This is a genomic window from Aquimarina sp. Aq78 (assembly GCF_900299525.1).
Taxonomy (GTDB): Bacteria; Bacteroidota; Bacteroidia; order Flavobacteriales; family Flavobacteriaceae; genus Aquimarina.
Window position 1 is genome coordinate 57,985 of sequence record NZ_OMKA01000026.1, and the last position, 16,003, is coordinate 73,987.

At 32.7% G+C, this 16,003-nt stretch carries 16 protein-coding genes; 3 read left to right on the plus strand and 13 right to left on the minus strand.

Translation table 11 applies throughout. The annotated features are described in order from the left end of the window. Window positions 1–125: 125 nt before the first annotated feature. The 12 genes from DG435_RS16645 to DG435_RS16700 all read right to left on the minus strand — a co-directional run bounded on the left by DG435_RS16645 (window position 126) and on the right by DG435_RS16700 (window position 12,180). Window positions 126–2,000 (minus strand): hydrolase/aminopeptidase, encoded by a 1,875-nt coding sequence (locus tag DG435_RS16645; protein WP_106792439.1) that lies wholly within the window; start codon window positions 1,998–2,000, stop codon window positions 126–128. A 137-nt stretch (window positions 2,001–2,137) separates the two neighbouring features. Further along, complete coding sequence (locus tag DG435_RS16650) at window positions 2,138–2,548, minus strand: hypothetical protein (protein ID WP_159025551.1); 411 nt, start codon at window positions 2,546–2,548, stop codon at window positions 2,138–2,140. Window positions 2,549–2,829: 281 nt separating this feature from the next. Next, window positions 2,830–3,690, minus strand: a complete 861-nt coding sequence (gene atpG / locus DG435_RS16655; protein ID WP_106792441.1) for an ATP synthase F1 subunit gamma — start codon at window positions 3,688–3,690, stop codon at window positions 2,830–2,832. A gap of 123 nt (window positions 3,691–3,813) precedes the next feature. Further along, complete coding sequence (gene atpA / locus DG435_RS16660; RefSeq protein ID WP_024769776.1) at window positions 3,814–5,394, minus strand: F0F1 ATP synthase subunit alpha; 1,581 nt, start codon at window positions 5,392–5,394, stop codon at window positions 3,814–3,816. 74 nt (window positions 5,395–5,468) lie between these two features. Continuing rightward, on the minus strand, window positions 5,469–5,996 hold the full coding sequence (atpH, locus tag DG435_RS16665) for an ATP synthase F1 subunit delta (protein ID WP_024769777.1): 528 nt from the start codon (window positions 5,994–5,996) through the stop codon (window positions 5,469–5,471). A 5-nt stretch (window positions 5,997–6,001) separates the two neighbouring features. Continuing rightward, window positions 6,002–6,502 carry a F0F1 ATP synthase subunit B gene (locus DG435_RS16670; protein ID WP_106792442.1) on the minus strand — a complete coding sequence of 167 codons (501 nt, stop codon included), beginning with the start codon at window positions 6,500–6,502 and terminating at the stop codon, window positions 6,002–6,004. A gap of 88 nt (window positions 6,503–6,590) precedes the next feature. Beyond that, entirely contained in the window at window positions 6,591–6,782 is a 192-nt protein-coding gene (atpE, locus tag DG435_RS16675) for an ATP synthase F0 subunit C (RefSeq protein WP_101445998.1), read from the minus strand. 32 nt (window positions 6,783–6,814) lie between these two features. After that, window positions 6,815–7,891, minus strand: a complete 1,077-nt coding sequence (gene atpB / locus DG435_RS16680) for a F0F1 ATP synthase subunit A (RefSeq protein WP_106792443.1) — start codon at window positions 7,889–7,891, stop codon at window positions 6,815–6,817. Window positions 7,892–8,013: 122 nt separating this feature from the next. Beyond that, window positions 8,014–8,391 (minus strand): DUF6168 family protein, encoded by a 378-nt coding sequence (locus tag DG435_RS26105; RefSeq protein WP_106792444.1) that lies wholly within the window; start codon window positions 8,389–8,391, stop codon window positions 8,014–8,016. Window positions 8,392–8,503: 112 nt separating this feature from the next. After that, window positions 8,504–8,734: an AtpZ/AtpI family protein gene (locus DG435_RS16690; RefSeq protein ID WP_234387083.1), complete on the minus strand. Its 231-nt coding sequence runs from the start codon at window positions 8,732–8,734 to the stop codon at window positions 8,504–8,506. 336 nt (window positions 8,735–9,070) lie between these two features. After that, window positions 9,071–9,517, minus strand: a complete 447-nt coding sequence (locus DG435_RS16695; protein WP_024769784.1) for a polymer-forming cytoskeletal protein — start codon at window positions 9,515–9,517, stop codon at window positions 9,071–9,073. Window positions 9,518–9,540: 23 nt separating this feature from the next. Continuing rightward, the gene (locus DG435_RS16700; RefSeq protein WP_234387084.1) at window positions 9,541–12,180 is read right to left on the minus strand and encodes a hypothetical protein; all 2,640 of its coding nucleotides are present in this window, start codon (window positions 12,178–12,180) and stop codon (window positions 9,541–9,543) included. A gap of 853 nt (window positions 12,181–13,033) precedes the next feature. Here DG435_RS16700 and DG435_RS16710 point away from each other — a divergent pair. The 3 genes from DG435_RS16710 to DG435_RS16720 all read left to right on the plus strand — a co-directional run bounded on the left by DG435_RS16710 (window position 13,034) and on the right by DG435_RS16720 (window position 15,225). Next, window positions 13,034–14,113 carry an AraC family transcriptional regulator gene (locus DG435_RS16710; protein WP_106792446.1) on the plus strand — a complete coding sequence of 360 codons (1,080 nt, stop codon included), beginning with the start codon at window positions 13,034–13,036 and terminating at the stop codon, window positions 14,111–14,113. Window positions 14,114–14,206: 93 nt separating this feature from the next. Continuing rightward, window positions 14,207–14,512 carry a hypothetical protein gene (locus DG435_RS16715; RefSeq protein ID WP_106792447.1) on the plus strand — a complete coding sequence of 102 codons (306 nt, stop codon included), beginning with the start codon at window positions 14,207–14,209 and terminating at the stop codon, window positions 14,510–14,512. Between the two features lie 62 nt (window positions 14,513–14,574). Then, window positions 14,575–15,225, plus strand: a complete 651-nt coding sequence (locus tag DG435_RS16720) for a hypothetical protein (RefSeq protein WP_106792448.1) — start codon at window positions 14,575–14,577, stop codon at window positions 15,223–15,225. 76 nt (window positions 15,226–15,301) lie between these two features. Here the strand turns inward: DG435_RS16720 and DG435_RS16725 are convergent, their stop codons facing one another. After that, window positions 15,302–16,003, minus strand: coding sequence for an ABC transporter ATP-binding protein (locus tag DG435_RS16725; RefSeq protein WP_106792449.1), 702 nt, complete (start codon window positions 16,001–16,003; stop codon window positions 15,302–15,304).

The following is a 16,003-nucleotide window of genomic DNA, read 5'->3' on the forward strand; positions in this document are numbered from 1 at the left end:
GTGTACTTAATAGTTGTAAAAATACAATTTTTTGTCTTACGTATTGCCATGTTTTTCTTACCAACAAACTCGTTTTAAATTCTTTAGCTAATTGAAAAAATTTAAAACGAGTTCGTTACTAAAAACTACTTCTTAACACCTAAAATATCATCAATAGTATTTATAGTGACAGAATGATAGTTTGGTCGTGCTTTCTCATAAATAAGTAATGCCTCTTTTGTTTTATTGTTTCGTTGATACGCTTTAAAAATAGTAGAAACATACCAACGGCGTCCAACAGTAACAAGAAAGTCTTCAATTTTTTTATCTACATGATTACCATGGTAATCATGATTTATTGATTGTTCATACCAAACCATTGCAATATAAGAATTGGTAGTATTCGTTAGGTTAAAAGTTTTATCAAACATTGCTAAATGTTTTTTATTTATATCTTTCGGAAAATTACGAACAAAATACACCCATTCCTGAGTTGTCCAATTTTCTGTAATTTTTACATCTACTTTATTATTTGCAATAAATTGTGTTAACGCTTCTAAGACCTTATCAAATTTATCAGATTTTGCAACTGCTTGATTATCGGGAACACCTGCTTTATAAATCCACTCTTCAGCGTTAAATTTAATATCGTCTTTAATCAATAAATTTTCATTCAAAAAAACAATAAATTTCTCTGTACTTATGGTAGAGAAGGCATGTGTCTGAAAGTAATTGTTAAGAAATTTATCAAATTTTTCACGCCCAGCTGCTTCCTCCAACGTTCTTAAAAATAGGTATCCTTTCTCATAGGCAATACTATTCATACCATCGTCAGGATTTCGTCCTTTTAAGTTCAGTTTTAATTTAGTCTCATCTGGTGTTGCTTTAAAACCTTCTATTTCATCATCCAAACTTTGTCTGCTAATTAATGCTAACATATTTGCCCTGTCTACTCCATACAATTCTTCCATTATACGCGTTTCAAAATAAACTGTAAACCCTTCATTAAGCCAAAAATCATCCCAGGTCGAATTAGTAACCAAATTCCCAGACCAGGAATGTGCCAATTCATGTGCTATAACAGATGTTAAACTTTTATCTCCTGCTATTAGTGTAGGGGTAGCAAAAGTCAAACGTGGGTTTTCCATTCCTCCAAAAGGAAAACTTGGTGGTAATACAATCACATCAAATTGCTCCCAAGCATATTTTCCATACAACTTTTCGGCGGCAACGACCATTTTTTCCATATCCGAAAACTCATTATGAACAGCATCTACCATAGATTTCTCAGCATAGACACCAGTTCTGTCGCTAATTGCCTTATACTCAATATCCCCAACTGCCAGTGCAATCAGATACGGGGAGATAGGTTGTTTCATTCTAAATTGATACTCTCCGTTTTCTGTTTTCTCTTTTGGGTTTTCTGCACTCATTACTGCCATCAAATCTGACGGGACACTTACCGTAGCATTATACGTTATTCTAATCTGCGGACTATCTTGTATGGGAATCCAGGTTCTAGTCAATATTGCTTGTCCCTGAGTAAACAAGAAAGGATGTGTTTTATCAGCTGTTTGTTGTGGACTTAACCACTGTAATGCTTCGGTTTTATTCGTGGTTTTATATTGAATTGTTATTGTTTTTGTGGTTTTTTGAATATCAATTTTTAGTGGCTGCCCTAGGTATTCATCAAAACTTCCTAATAAAAATTTGGTATCAACTCCGTCTGCCTGTACGTTCTCAATTTCCAAAAATTTAACATCCAAAATTATTTCTGAAGCATTGTTGTTTTCTATTTGATAAGTAGCACTTCCCTTAATAACTTCTTTTTCAAAATCGACATCGATATCTAAATCCAAATGTTTTATTGCGGCTTTATTTGGCTGTGCGAAAGAATGTGGTTCTTCTTCATACTTAGGCAAAGAAATTTCCTCTTTCAATTCTATTTTTTCTTTTTTAGTATCGGCACAACTTCCTAGCAATAGTATTGCACACACCAATAAAGTAATTACTTTTTTCATTTTCTATTTATAAATTTACAGTGTTGATTATTCTCTTTTATTCAAAAAATAGTATTTCTGGTCATATATTGTTTCCCTAAAAATATCAATATATGACTAGTTTTTCTTCACAATTTCTAATAGTACAGCAATACAATTTACTGACTCTTTCTGGTCGGATACGCTTGCAATTCCTTTTCGGGTACATTGCTTAATTTAAAATATCCTTTTTTACCATTTTTGGTATACGCAACAATGCACTCATTATCTTTAAGTTGGAAACGAGGTTTTTCTTCAACTACCGGCAGCTGGTTCTTAAACTCTTCTTTTGGGTCATCGCTCATACTCAAATCCCGTTTTCTAGATGGATAGGTATGATGACCTACATATACAAGTTCGTTGGTTTTATGTCCCAATTCTATCTTTTTCCCTTTAAAATATGCATGTTCTAATTGTACATCTGATTTCTCATTAACTTCTATGTACAACATAAAACCAGAGCCACCACCTTCAACTCCGGCTATCCATTTCTGAAAATAAACATCTTTAAGCTCTATCGGAGTTTTCATATCTATTTGTTGACTACTGGCACATTGTGTACAAGTTATAAGTAGGAATAAAACCCCAATTGTTGTACTTATTGTTCTCAAATTTATCATTTTTGATATTTTAAGTATTGAAAAACAAAATTGATACCAAAAACATAGTCTTGGTAATTTTAGTTTCGCTAAAGATAGGAAAATAGGCAAAATACCTACTGAAAAAACAAAAAACCCCATAAGAAAACTTATGAGGTTTGGTATTTTATTATAATGAATTCCAGCCAGGCTGAATTAACATCAAATTATAATTAGTTATTCAAGGCTTCGGCACCACCAACAATCTCTAAGATTTCGTTAGTAATAGAAGCTTGTCTTGCTTTGTTATATGATAATTTAAGTGCATCTCTAAGCTCAGTTGCATTATCTGTTGCTTTATGCATAGCTGTCATACGTGCTCCATGCTCTGATGCAAATGAGTCACGTATTGCCTTATATAATTGTGTTTTAAGTGACTTAGGGATTAATTGCTCTACAATCTCTTCCTTAGAAGGTTCGAAGATATAATCCAGATTTACATTCTTATCACTTTCTACAGGTACAATAGGCAAGAATTGCTCTGTAGTAACATCCTGAGAAGCTGCATTTCTAAATTTATTATATACAATAATGATCTTATCACAAGAACCATTACTGAATAACTCCATTAGTTCTTCTGCAATATCTGAAACATTAGCAAAAGTAAGATCATCATACACCGAGCTTCTATTTGCAACTACTGTATGTGTTTTTGAAACAACATCATTGACTTTTTTACCTATGGTAACAAAATCTACTTGCTTACCCGCATACACATTTTGATATAGCTCTCTTACCCCTTTAACAATATTAGAGTTAAAAGCACCTGCTAAACCACGATTAGAAGCAATTGCCACTACTAATACTTTATTCACTTCACGTTCTTCTGCATATGCACTTGCGCTATCTCCTTCTAGTGAAGCGCTCAAGTTTTGCAATAGCTCGGTAAGTTTATCTGCATAAGGACGCATTGCAGTAATCGCCATCTGTGCCTTATTCAACTTTGCAGCAGATACCATTTTCATGGCGCTGGTAATTTGCATCGTTGAAGATACAGAGGTAATTCTACTACGTAATTCTTTTAAATTTGCCATTTTTCTTAGTATTGAGTATTGAGTAGTTAGTAGTGAGTACCTTCTAGATCAATACCATTCTAAATAGTAAACTTTATTTTATTAAGTATAGCGTGTTAGAATCTAACACGCTATACTTTAATACTAGTTTTTATATTTCGCTGAAATCTCTTTACAAGCTGCCATTAACACATCGATTACCTCGTCTGTTAATTTTCCTGCTTTTAAAGTATCTAGTGTATCTCTATGCTTTGCATTAAGATACTCTATATAGTCACTTTCAAATTCTTTTATTTTATTTACAGGCACATCTCTTAATAGGTTTTTAGAACCAGCATAGATGATCGCAATCTGATCTTCTACAGTATATGGATCATTTTGTGCTTGCTTAAGAATCTCAACGTTACGCTTTCCTTTTTCTATTACATTTAGAGTAGCTGCATCAAGGTCAGATCCAAACTTAGCAAACGCTTCTAATTCACGAAACTGCGCTTGATCTAATTTTAGAGTACCTGCTACTTTTTTCATTGACTTAATCTGTGCAGATCCTCCTACACGAGATACAGAGATACCTACATTAATTGCAGGACGTACACCAGAATTAAATAAATCTGATGTTAAGAATATCTGACCATCTGTAATCGAAATTACGTTTGTAGGGATATATGCAGATACATCACCCGCTTGTGTTTCGATAATTGGTAATGCCGTTAATGATCCACCACCCTTTACTTTATCTTTTAAAGAATCCGGAAGGTCATTCATATCTTTAGCAATAGTATCATCTGCAATTACTTTTGCAGAACGCTCTAATAATCTAGAGTGAAGATAGAAAACATCTCCAGGATACGCCTCACGACCTGGTGGACGACGTAATAATAAAGATACTTCACGGTATGCTACTGCCTGTTTAGATAAATCATCATAGATAATTAAAGCAGGACGTCCTGTATCACGGAAATATTCTCCGATCGCAGCACCAGCAAATGGAGCATATACCTGCATTGGAGCAGGATCAGAAGCATTAGCCGCTACGATAGTAGTATATGCCATTGCACCTTTATCTTCTAGTACTTTAGCAATTAATGCTACTGTAGATGCTTTTTGCCCTATAGCTACATATATACAATATACTGGTTCACCAGCATCATAAAATTCTTTTTGATTAAGAATAGTATCGATACATACTGTTGTTTTACCTGTCTGACGGTCACCAATTACTAATTCACGTTGTCCTCGTCCTACTGGCACCATCGCATCGATAGACTTAATCCCTGTCTGAAGAGGCTCATTTACAGGCTGACGAAAAACTACTCCAGGAGCTTTACGCTCTAATGGCATTTCGAAAGTTTCACCTTCGATCGCACCTTTACCATCGATAGGGTTACCTAATGTATCCACTACACGACCTACAATTCCTTCTCCAACGTTAATTGATGCAATACGTTGTGTACGTTTTACAGTTGCACCTTCTTTAACTTCAGTTGAAGAACCTAAAAGTACTACCCCAACATTATCTTCTTCTAAGTTAAGTACGATACCTTCTAAACCAGATTCAAACTGTACTAATTCTCCATATTGAGCATTAGACAATCCGTATACTCTGGCGATACCATCACCTATTTGTAATACCGTTCCTACCTCTTCTAATGAAGCTGATGCTTCAAATCCAGATAATTGTTGTTTTAATATTGCTGATACTTCAGCAGGATTCACTTCTGCCATTTTATAATAGTTTGAAAGAACGAGCATGAACACTCATTCTCTTATTATTAAATTTATATTTTAAAATGTATGTATTAATTGCTTAATTCTCTTCTTAAGTTTGTAAGCTTATTTGCTATACTTGCATTATACTGTAAATCACCTACTCTAAGAATAAATCCACCGATAATACTTTCATCGATTACATTTTCTATAGTAGCTTCATTACCTGTTAATTCTTTAATCTTGGCCAAAACTTTAGCGCTTAATCCTTTATCCAGTGGTACTGCAGTGGTTACTTTTGCAACCTGAGTGTTGTTTAACTGATCAAACAAAGCAATATATTGTTTTGCTACATCATCTAACAAGTTTACTCTTTTATTCTCGATTAATACATCAAAAAGTTTTTGTGTAATCTCACCAGTACTTTTAAAAATCTCACGCAATGAAGCAAGTTTTACTTCACTTTTGATCAATGGACTACTTAACACCATTCTGAGCTCTGCGCTACCGCTAACTGTAGCGATAATACTTTGCATATCCTTCTGAACATCTTCAGTAGCTTTTTTATCTTGAGCCAGGCTCAAAACTGCTTTAGCATAACGTATTGCTGCTCTACTCATTTAGTTTAATTTAAAGTAACATCCTCTAGCATAGACTCAACCAATTCTAATTGCTTGTCCTTACCAGATAATTCTTTTCTCACTACTTTTTCTGCAATCTCTACAGAAAGGCCAGCTACCTGACTTTTAAGATCCGCTATTGCAGCTTTCTTTTCACTAGCGATAGTAGCCTGTGCTTGTGCTACAATTTTATCAGCTTCTGCTTGTGCTTCAGATTTCGCATCAGAAATCATATTTTCTTTAAGCTGTCTGGCTTCTTTAAGCATCCCATCGCGTTCTGCTCTCGCCTCATTTAAGATTCGCTCATTATCAGCCTGAAGGTTTTGCATTTCTTTTCTTGCTTCTTCTGCAGACTCTAATGCATTTTTGATTCCTTCTTCACGATTATTTACAGCCTCTAAAATAGGTTTCCATGCAAATTTTCTTAATAATAATAGTAAACCTACAAAGATTAAAATCTGCCAGAAAAACAGACCAAACGAAAAATCATTTATTAACTTCTCCATTATTAGTGATATTAATTTCTTTAGTGTTTAATTTCAAAAATCTAATTAACAACAGCTATAACCAACCGTTATAGCTGTTGTTTGTAAATTAAGCTGCGAATAACGCTGCAAATCCAATACCTTCAATAAGTGCTGCTGCAATAAGCATAGCTGTTTGGATTTTACCAGAAGCTTCTGGCTGACGAGCGATAGCTTCCATAGCCTGTCCACCGATTCTACCGATACCAATACCAGCTCCGATTACGATTAAACCTGCTCCAACAATATTTGGAATTTCCATAATTATATAATTAAAAATTAAACGTTCAAATTCTAGTGATGTGCCTCTTCATTTGCCATACCAAAGTATAGCGCAGACAACATCGTAAATATATATGCTTGTAATGCTGCAACCAATAATTCTAATATTGATAACGCAAATGCTAATCCAAATGATAACGGACTACCTATCCAGTTTTTAAATATGAATATCATTCCAATAATACTCATTAGTACAACGTGACCTGCAGTCATGTTCGCATACAAACGAATCATTAATGAAAATGGCTTGATAAAAACTCCTAACAATTCTATTGGCGCTAAAACAACTTTCATAAAAGTTGGCACACCTGGCATCCAGAAAATGTGACCCCAGTAATTTTTATTAGCTGTTAAATTAGTAATTAGAAACACGATTAATGCTAATGCAAAAGTTACCGCAATATTTCCTGTAACATTAACTCCAAGTGGAGTCATTCCTAAAAGGTTTAAAAACCAAATAAAGAAGAAAACGGTAAGCAAAAAGCTCATGTACTTCTTATATTTATGTTCTCCAATATTAGGAATAGCGATATCATCTCTTATAAACAAAACCAAAGGCTCTAAGAAACGTCCTACTCCTGTAGGGATACCGTTATTTTTCTTATATGATTTAGCAAGACTTCTAAACATAAAAAACATAAGTAAACTAATCAATAGCATACTTACAACATTTTTGGTAATAGAAAAATCAAGTGGTTTTGCATTGGTAGCGTGGTGATCTTCATCATAATTGATCGCACCTGACGCATCTGTTTTATAAATTTTTGAATGGTATAACTTATAGTGATTACCATCAACTTCGGCAACAGATTCACCGTGGTGAAATTTAGAGGAAGAAAAAACTTTTAGTCCATTATCCCATAAAATCACAGGCAAAGGAAAGCCATAATGCTTGTTTGCTTCTTCATCAGAAAACAATGTAAAATCATAAGAGTCTTGAAGGTGATGATCTACAAATTCTTTGATTCGTTCTTTTAAACCTCCTTCTCCTTCATTTTCCTTTTTCTCGGATTCTTTGGCGAATAAGTTTCCTGTCGTAAAGACCAGACTAAAAATCAATAAAATTTTAACTACAGTACGTTTTTGCATTACGCGTAAAATTTCGGTTCCTAAATTTCGGTGCAAATGTACATAATTATGTTAGATTCTTAAACTATTTTGACTAAATAAGTTTAAGATTATCCGTAAATGATTAAGTTTCTGAAAATCAATTATTTAGTAGAATTCAAAATCTTTGAAACATAATAGACTTCGAGGATTAAACAGATTATATAGGCTATAAAAAAATCAAGAAAGACATTTTTATTGATTTCGAAATCATTAAGCTTACTGACGGCCATAAAAACCCCAATTTTTATAAGGCTACCTGCCATAAAAATAAAACCAAGTTGGTCTTTAAATTTTTTGCTTAGCACAAGTATAACTATTGTAAACACAAAGGTGAATGCACTATTGAATACATATGAAAGCTTGATAATATTGATATTTCTTTCGAGCAAAAAGGTATTTATGATACCCATATGGATCATATAACTGCCTGCTATTACAATAGTGAAAAGAAATAAAAAACGGAATACGTTCTTTCCCATTAGCGTATTAAAATTCTTTATTCAAAAATAAACTCATCAAATATCTAAATTTTCTAAATAGTACAGAAGTATTTAAGGAATTTAAAAATCTAATGGCGATACATTATAATAATCAATCAGATTTATTAATCCGATTGAGTTGCTTAATCACCAAATATATAGATGCGGTTACCCCAAAGAGTATAAACCCCATGGTAAACCATTGTTTATCCAATTCATAATAGGCATCTAGTTTTTTTCCGGCGTAAGCACACAGGAATATGGTAGCTCCCATTTGGAAAGCTATTCCTGTAAGGGCAATGTATTTATTAAAGGCTTTCTTACCTCGATTATTTTTTTTCAAGGTTCTTTTTATTAAGAAAAAGTATTGCTTTAAATAAGCGTTCTAATTATAGAAAAAACTTATTGTCCAGTACCGTCTCCAATACCTTGATCAGAATAAGTAATCACTAAATCATCAAAGGTTTTAATATTAAAAAGGTTTCTCTCCCTCCTAAACCTCCATCAGTTCTGTGAGGAGAGCTTCCTCCTTTGGCGCTCTGTAACTGATTTCTATTAAGTGTCTTTATAGAATTGACTTCCTATCTACACTTTATTTATAGTTACACCTTGTTTATATTAGAAGTTTGTATTCACTCAATCAAGAGAAAACCTAATACAGTAAATACAAACTTCTAATCTAAGCTGATTTCCCTTGTCCTTGTGTTGTTTGCGGTTGTGAAGATTTTTGCTCACTAGGCTTACCTAAAGATTTCACACTACCTTTCATAGAACAAGATGCATTAAAGTTTGCTCCTGGTTCAACAGCCAATTTACCTACAGTAACCTCGCCTTCGATATGCGCAGTTGGTTTTAAAGATAGGGTATTTGACACGATTAGAGTTCCTGAGAACTTACCTTCGAAATCTGCATCAGAACACTCTAATGTGCCTTTAATAAAGCCTGATGTTCCTACAACTACTTTACCAGTAGTTTTAAAAGTTCCTTCGATAGTACCTTCAATTCTAAAACCTCCTTCTGAAATAACATCTCCTACGATTTTAGTTCCTTCTGAGATTTTGTTTTGATTGCGAGAGAAATCGGTCGTATTGCCGTAATCTCTTCCTTTTTTATTGTCTGAAAACATAATATATAAGGGGGATTAAATGATTATTCGGTTTCTGGTTCTGGTTGTGATTGAATATATTCTTCGAGATTTTTATGAATCTGAAGCACTCGATAATTTGGAGATGCTATCGTAAAATACGAAGCCTCTACCTTTTTATAATATTTCTTTTTTCTGTTCCACTTTGTTAAATCTACACCTCGGGTGTCTTCGGTTTTACCCAAAGACAATAATTCTCCCAATCCTTCTGCAGCCAATTTATTTCCTTTTGTATGTACAACTACGAATTGTTGATCTTTATTATATACATCTAAGGAAACTTTCATATTCTCATAGCGAAGTTCTTTGATAATAGCGTCTATTAGTTCATTTAATCCTCGAGCCTGATTGTCTCCAAAAGTAGAAAATGCATAAACCAACTTATGGTTATCTTGTTCATCTATATTCGTTAAAAATACATTTTCTCGAATTTGCGGAATCGTAACCTGATAAATCACTTGGGCTTTTTTACCTTCAGGGCTTTGAGGGTAATTAAGAGACACATAATTAAGTGCTTCTTTATAGGCTTCAAATCCTCTGTATCGCCCTATTGCCTGAGCTTTTAACAATTCGAATTTGGGTAAAAAATCTTCATCTCCTCCAAATTTCGTAATCATCTCATCGCTTTCTTTTATTACCGATGCATATTTTTGGTTCTGAAAATCTCTATACAACCTATTATATATTGATTTAGGACTGTTCTCATCATCTTTTAATGCTTCATCAGGATTCTGAAGAATTTTGGCATATCTCGATTCTCCATGATTATTAATAATATCCTGCATCATTGCATTGGATCTCGAGATATTTCCTTGTGTCAAATAGATTTTATACAAATTATATTTAGAAGGAACAATTAATCGTTTTTCGGGGTTGTTTTGCAATAGATTTTCGAATTTATCTGTAGCTAAACCATACTCCTGAAATTTTTCTTTATATATAACTCCAAGTTGATAGTAAGCAAAGTTACGATCAGTTTGAAGGCTATCAATAGCTGAAGGATCGGTTGGTAATTGAGCAATATAGGTTTGCGGATCAAATGTTGGATCTGTATCGATAGAATATTCATCCTTTTCTTCTTTCTCTATTGTAGAGACAGCGCCCGGATTAGAAATACTTGAAACTCTCCAATTGTCTTGCAGCTCTCTGTTTCCATACGTTCTTTTGAAAGCAGTTTTACCATAAGCTACAGTGGTTTGGTTATAGAAGTAAAAGATTCCTCCTTCTACACTTGGCCCTTTAGTATCTGTGCCAAATCCAGAGCCTGGTTGTCTATATCTCTGTTCTACAGGTAAATTATCCTTTATTCTGGCAATTTCTGCAGCTTTTTCTTCTTCGATAGCTTTTGTTTTTAGCGCATCGGTATACTCTGCATAATACGTTATTCTCTGCTCTGGTGACATAGCCAAAATAGTAAGAATACTATCATTTGTTTTGGCAATACCTTCGTATAAAATAACATCATCAAGGTTATCTCTTTTTTTCTTTAATACTCTATACCGTTTTGAATCTACAATCATTCGCTGAAGTGTACTATCATAATACGCCCCAGAAACAGCATACTCTTTTCTATCAAAACTAATATCCCCAAGAGTATAGTAGTTAAGAGATTCTAAGTATTTATCTTCAGACTTTGTTCGTAATGATTTATTATAATATTCTACAGCCAGATCAATAGAATCCAGAGTTTTAAAATAAACTGCTTTTTGGTTGTATATTTTATCTAAAAACGGTCGATTTTCTCGATTTTTTTCAAGATCGGCTAATAATTCAAGAAACTCTTCTTTATTGCCGCTCTCATAATTAAAATTTCGAGCTTTTGCCATATAGGCATTCATCATATATTTCCTAGGTGCCTTTCTATTGAGTGCAATGACCTGATCAAAAGCATAATTTGCACTATCCTTATAGCCTAATTCATTTAATAATTGACCTTTTATATAGAGATATCTTCCTTTCTCTTCATTTTTTCTGGTATGAACGGCTGCTTTAGTAATATAAGTAACGGCAGAGTCTTTTCTTTCTAAGTTAATATATGCTTGAGACATCATAGCTATTGCATCGGCATAATCCTGAGGTTTCATAAACTCCTGCTCGATCATTCTGGTTAGATCCTCTATCGCCTTATCATTATTATCAAGGCGAAGATTTGTTTTGGCTCTCCACACTTTGGCATGATTGATCGTATTACTTGTGGGATACTTATATAAGATATAATTAAAAGCTTCTAATGCTGGTACAAAACGCTGTTCGAAATAACGAGCTTTACCCAATAACAAAAATGCTTCATCGATCTTAGGGTTACGTTCCTTATTATCAATAAGCATACTATGCTTTTGGATTGCTTTTACTGCTTTTTCTTCTGCTCTATCAAAGTTTTTATTAAGTACTTCGTTAGGAAGTCTAACGTCTTCACTTACGATCATCCTTTCTATAGGTAGTAATTCCCAGAAATTGTCTTTGTAAGACTGAATGATATCTTCTTTACCTACTTCAAAGGCCAATCGACCATTATATAGCGTATTATTTTTTGTCGTAACATCATGCCATGTACGATTTATAAACTTGTCCTTTTTACGAGAACATGCAAATCCTACAATTGCTAGAAACAATATCAGCGTGATCTTTAATAACTTTCTGCCCAAACCAGATAAATTTATACGTGTGATAACTAAAAAACTTGACTTTTAGTGTGTTGATTGTACACAAAAATTGTGTGTGCGTTGTAAAAATACATTTCTTTCGTTAAAAAACAGGTTGTTAACATATTTTTCTCTGCTCAATTATTGTTTTCGTTATGCTCTTTTGATTTATTAACAATACGGATTAGACAAAAATTACAAAACCTCCTCTTTCTTTTATTCCTTTTTTTGAATAAAGTATTTTACTCTACTTAAGATATATATTTTAACACATTGATTGTTGATCAGAATATCATGTTGAGAATTAAGGCAATCATAACATCAACATTTTACTGATTATCAAAACATTAAATATAATTGCGATTTGTTTTCCAGGTAAAAATTATTCAATAAATTCATTGTGATTTTTACACACTATCACTTTATTAAAATTTTAGACTCATGCCTTAAGTGTCTATAAATGTTTAAGGTAAAATCTCTTAAAACTCTTATTATGAAATCAAAATTGTTAAACTTAGGTAAAGCTTTAAGCAAAAGACAGCAGCAAAAAATTAAAGGTGGTGCCCACAGACATTGTACCAGCCATCAAGATTGCCCTGGTGGACAGGGATGTTGTTATGCCATAGAATTATGCTTTTTAGATTCTTATCCTGGTCTACAGCCGGGTGGTACTTGTTGGAATTAATTCATTTAATCTAAAAATAATAGGGTGCTGAAATCAAATTTTTCAGTACCCTTTAAAATAAAAAACACATCTTCTAATAACCTTTCTTTTGATATCGAAGGGTTTCTACTGCTCTCTTTTTATAGTGTCGTATTGATTCTAACAAAAAACAGAGTAGTTAACTGATTTTTTATGTCCATCATCAGGTATTTTCTTCTCATACAGTCACTTACAATTCTTTTTATTTCGGGAGGTATTTTCTTCAAATATTCTAAAAGTCTAAAAAGCTGGACTATTGCTTTATTTTCAGGAATATTTGGTTTAGAAATATTAGTATTTCTTTATGGGACTAGTAAACTATCGATAGTCTACCCCCAGTTTTTAGGATGGTTTTATTTTGATATGGGTTTTCTTTATGGACCGTTATTATGGTTTCATTTTCAATCTTTCATCTATAATAAAAATAAGTATTCAAAAATTGATGGTTTACATTTTATAGCATTCATAATTATATATATACTTATCATAGATATTTTGATGTTACCTAGTGAAGAACGTTTACAATATATGAGAGAGCGTTTTTTAGATCAAATCATGCCTATAAATTATACCAGGGCCATTCATCAACTATTATATGCAATTGCAATTATTTATATAACCATAAAAAACAGGGCAAAACTATCATCAAATGTGTTAGTGTATTTATTTACACTTGCCTGTATATACATCTGTTCTACCATAATTATTTCATTTCTTACTCTATTTGCTGATGGATGGCGTCAATTTGCTTATTATTATTTGTTTAATAATATCATGATTTTTGTTGTTGGGATTATTCTCTATACCAATCCTCAATTTCTTAAAGAGATTAAGAAAAAATACTCAAATTCTACATTGGATCATAACGATATGGCTCAAATTCAAAAGAAAATTAATGCGCTGTTTATTCATGATTCTATATTTCTAAAAAATGATCTTACCATTGGGTATTTGGCCAAAGAACTTAATGTGAAACCTTATCAAATTTCACAGACTTTTTCTGAATACATTCAAGAAAATTTTAATGATTACGTGAATAAACATAGAGTAACATATTCTCAAAAATTATTGAAAGACACTGCATACAATATTTATAAAATAGAAGCCATTGCAACTGAGTCAGGTTTTAATAATAAAGTAACTTTTTATAAGGCTTTTACAAAACACACCTCCACTACTCCTTCTAAATACCGAAACCTGAATAAAAAAAGAGTAAAAAATAATTTAAGTTAACGTTTTACAAGGTTTTTTACCTCCTATACATGATGGTTGGTTAGTAATTTTATACTGAATAACAATTTATTAATCAGTTAAATACAACAAATCATGAAAAAGTATTTCTTAAAATCAAAAAGACAGTTTTTAAAAACTTCGTTTATTTTAATATCTGTTGCCTTATTATCTGTATTTCTTATGAATCCTTTACAGCATATAAGAGCTAATGAATCTAAAAACTTAATTGTTAAAAAATTTGATTGCTCGACCCATTGGGCATTAGTAGAACAAAGTTGTTCTTGTATTGGAAGTTTATGCATAAAAGTAAAAAAATACAGAAAGTACCTTTTATGCGCAGGGGTTTATGTACAGACCAATGAGTATAAAACCAAACGAAGTGTTAGTAATGGATGTTAAACATGATCTTAGTATAGCATACAAACTTTATTAAAAAAATTAACTCTTAAAACCATAGAATCATGAAGAATTCAAATTTTAGTTTAACATTATCGACTCTTAAGTATTTATTAATTCTTTCAGTTTTATTTATTTCCTCTTCCTGTGAGAAAGATACAGGATCTACAATTGACGATCCTACTAATAACAAAACCATTGTAGATGAAGAAATAGAATCAGACATAGATTTTATACTCATGAAACAAGCCTTAACTAATAGTATGGCATCATTTCATAATTCTTTAAAATCAAACGACATTTCGTTAGCTCAATACAAAGAGCTCTATTTAAGTCAGGACCAGGATAAGCTTATTAAAGTTTTCAAAGGGAACAAAGACATTATTCTTTCCAACTTAGTAATTGCTCAAAAGCATTGGAAAGCTTTATCCTTAAAGTATCCCAATTTAAAAAATGAAGCTACCTGTAGTTTTAACTTAAACATGACAAATATTGAAGCAAAAAAAGCTTTGAAAGGTTTTGAAAACATGGAATTTATAGATCAATTTTCTACCAAAGGAGGTGATTGTGGGTGGAGGTATTATGTTTGCTTAGTTGCTGTTGGAGCTCCCGCCGCAGCATGTGCAATAAGTACTGGCGGATTGGCTGCATATTTATGTGTTTTAGGGTATGGAGCTGGCGCTATTTTATGCTTTGATACATATTGTCACTTATAGTAAAGTAATTAAAAACAGACCCTATGGTCAAAATCATAGGGTTTTTATATGTATAAAAGTATGCCCACAAAAGCATTTATTCTTCCTCACCAAAATGTGCTTCGAGTTCTCTAAGCGTTTCTTCTGATGTAGAAAGATCCTTTACTACCTCTCCTTTATCCAACACTACAATTCGTTCACATACCTCGGTCACATGTATTAAGTCATGACTTGATACCAGAACTGTAATATTTGGATCAGCGGATAGTTCTTTAATTATTTTTTTTAAGCGAATTTGTGTCGTTGGATCCAAATTGGCAAAAGGTTCATCTAGAACAATTACTTCTGGATTACCAATAAGTGCCGCAACAATACCTGCTTTCTTTTGATTTCCTTTAGAAAGATCTCTCAAATATTTTTTTTGCCCTAAAATCTCACCATGAAAAAAGTCTTCAAAACCAGATAGTAATACATCTACATCGGCTTTATTTTGCCCTCTAAGCTCTCCAATAAAATAAAAATACTCTTCTGCAGTAAGATATCCTATCAAGAACGTCTCATCAATAAATGCAGAAGTTACCGATTTCCACTCTTCACTTTCATTAACTTTAATTCCTTTATTTTCGATATACCCTGTTGTGGGTTGAATAAGATCTAATATAGCACTAAACAAAGTTGTTTTTCCTGCTCCATTATTACCTACCAGACCAAAACTTTTTCCTTTCTGTATTTCTAGAGATTCAATATTAAGAACGGTGTTTCCGGTATATGTTTTAGTAAGGTTATGTACTGATATCAT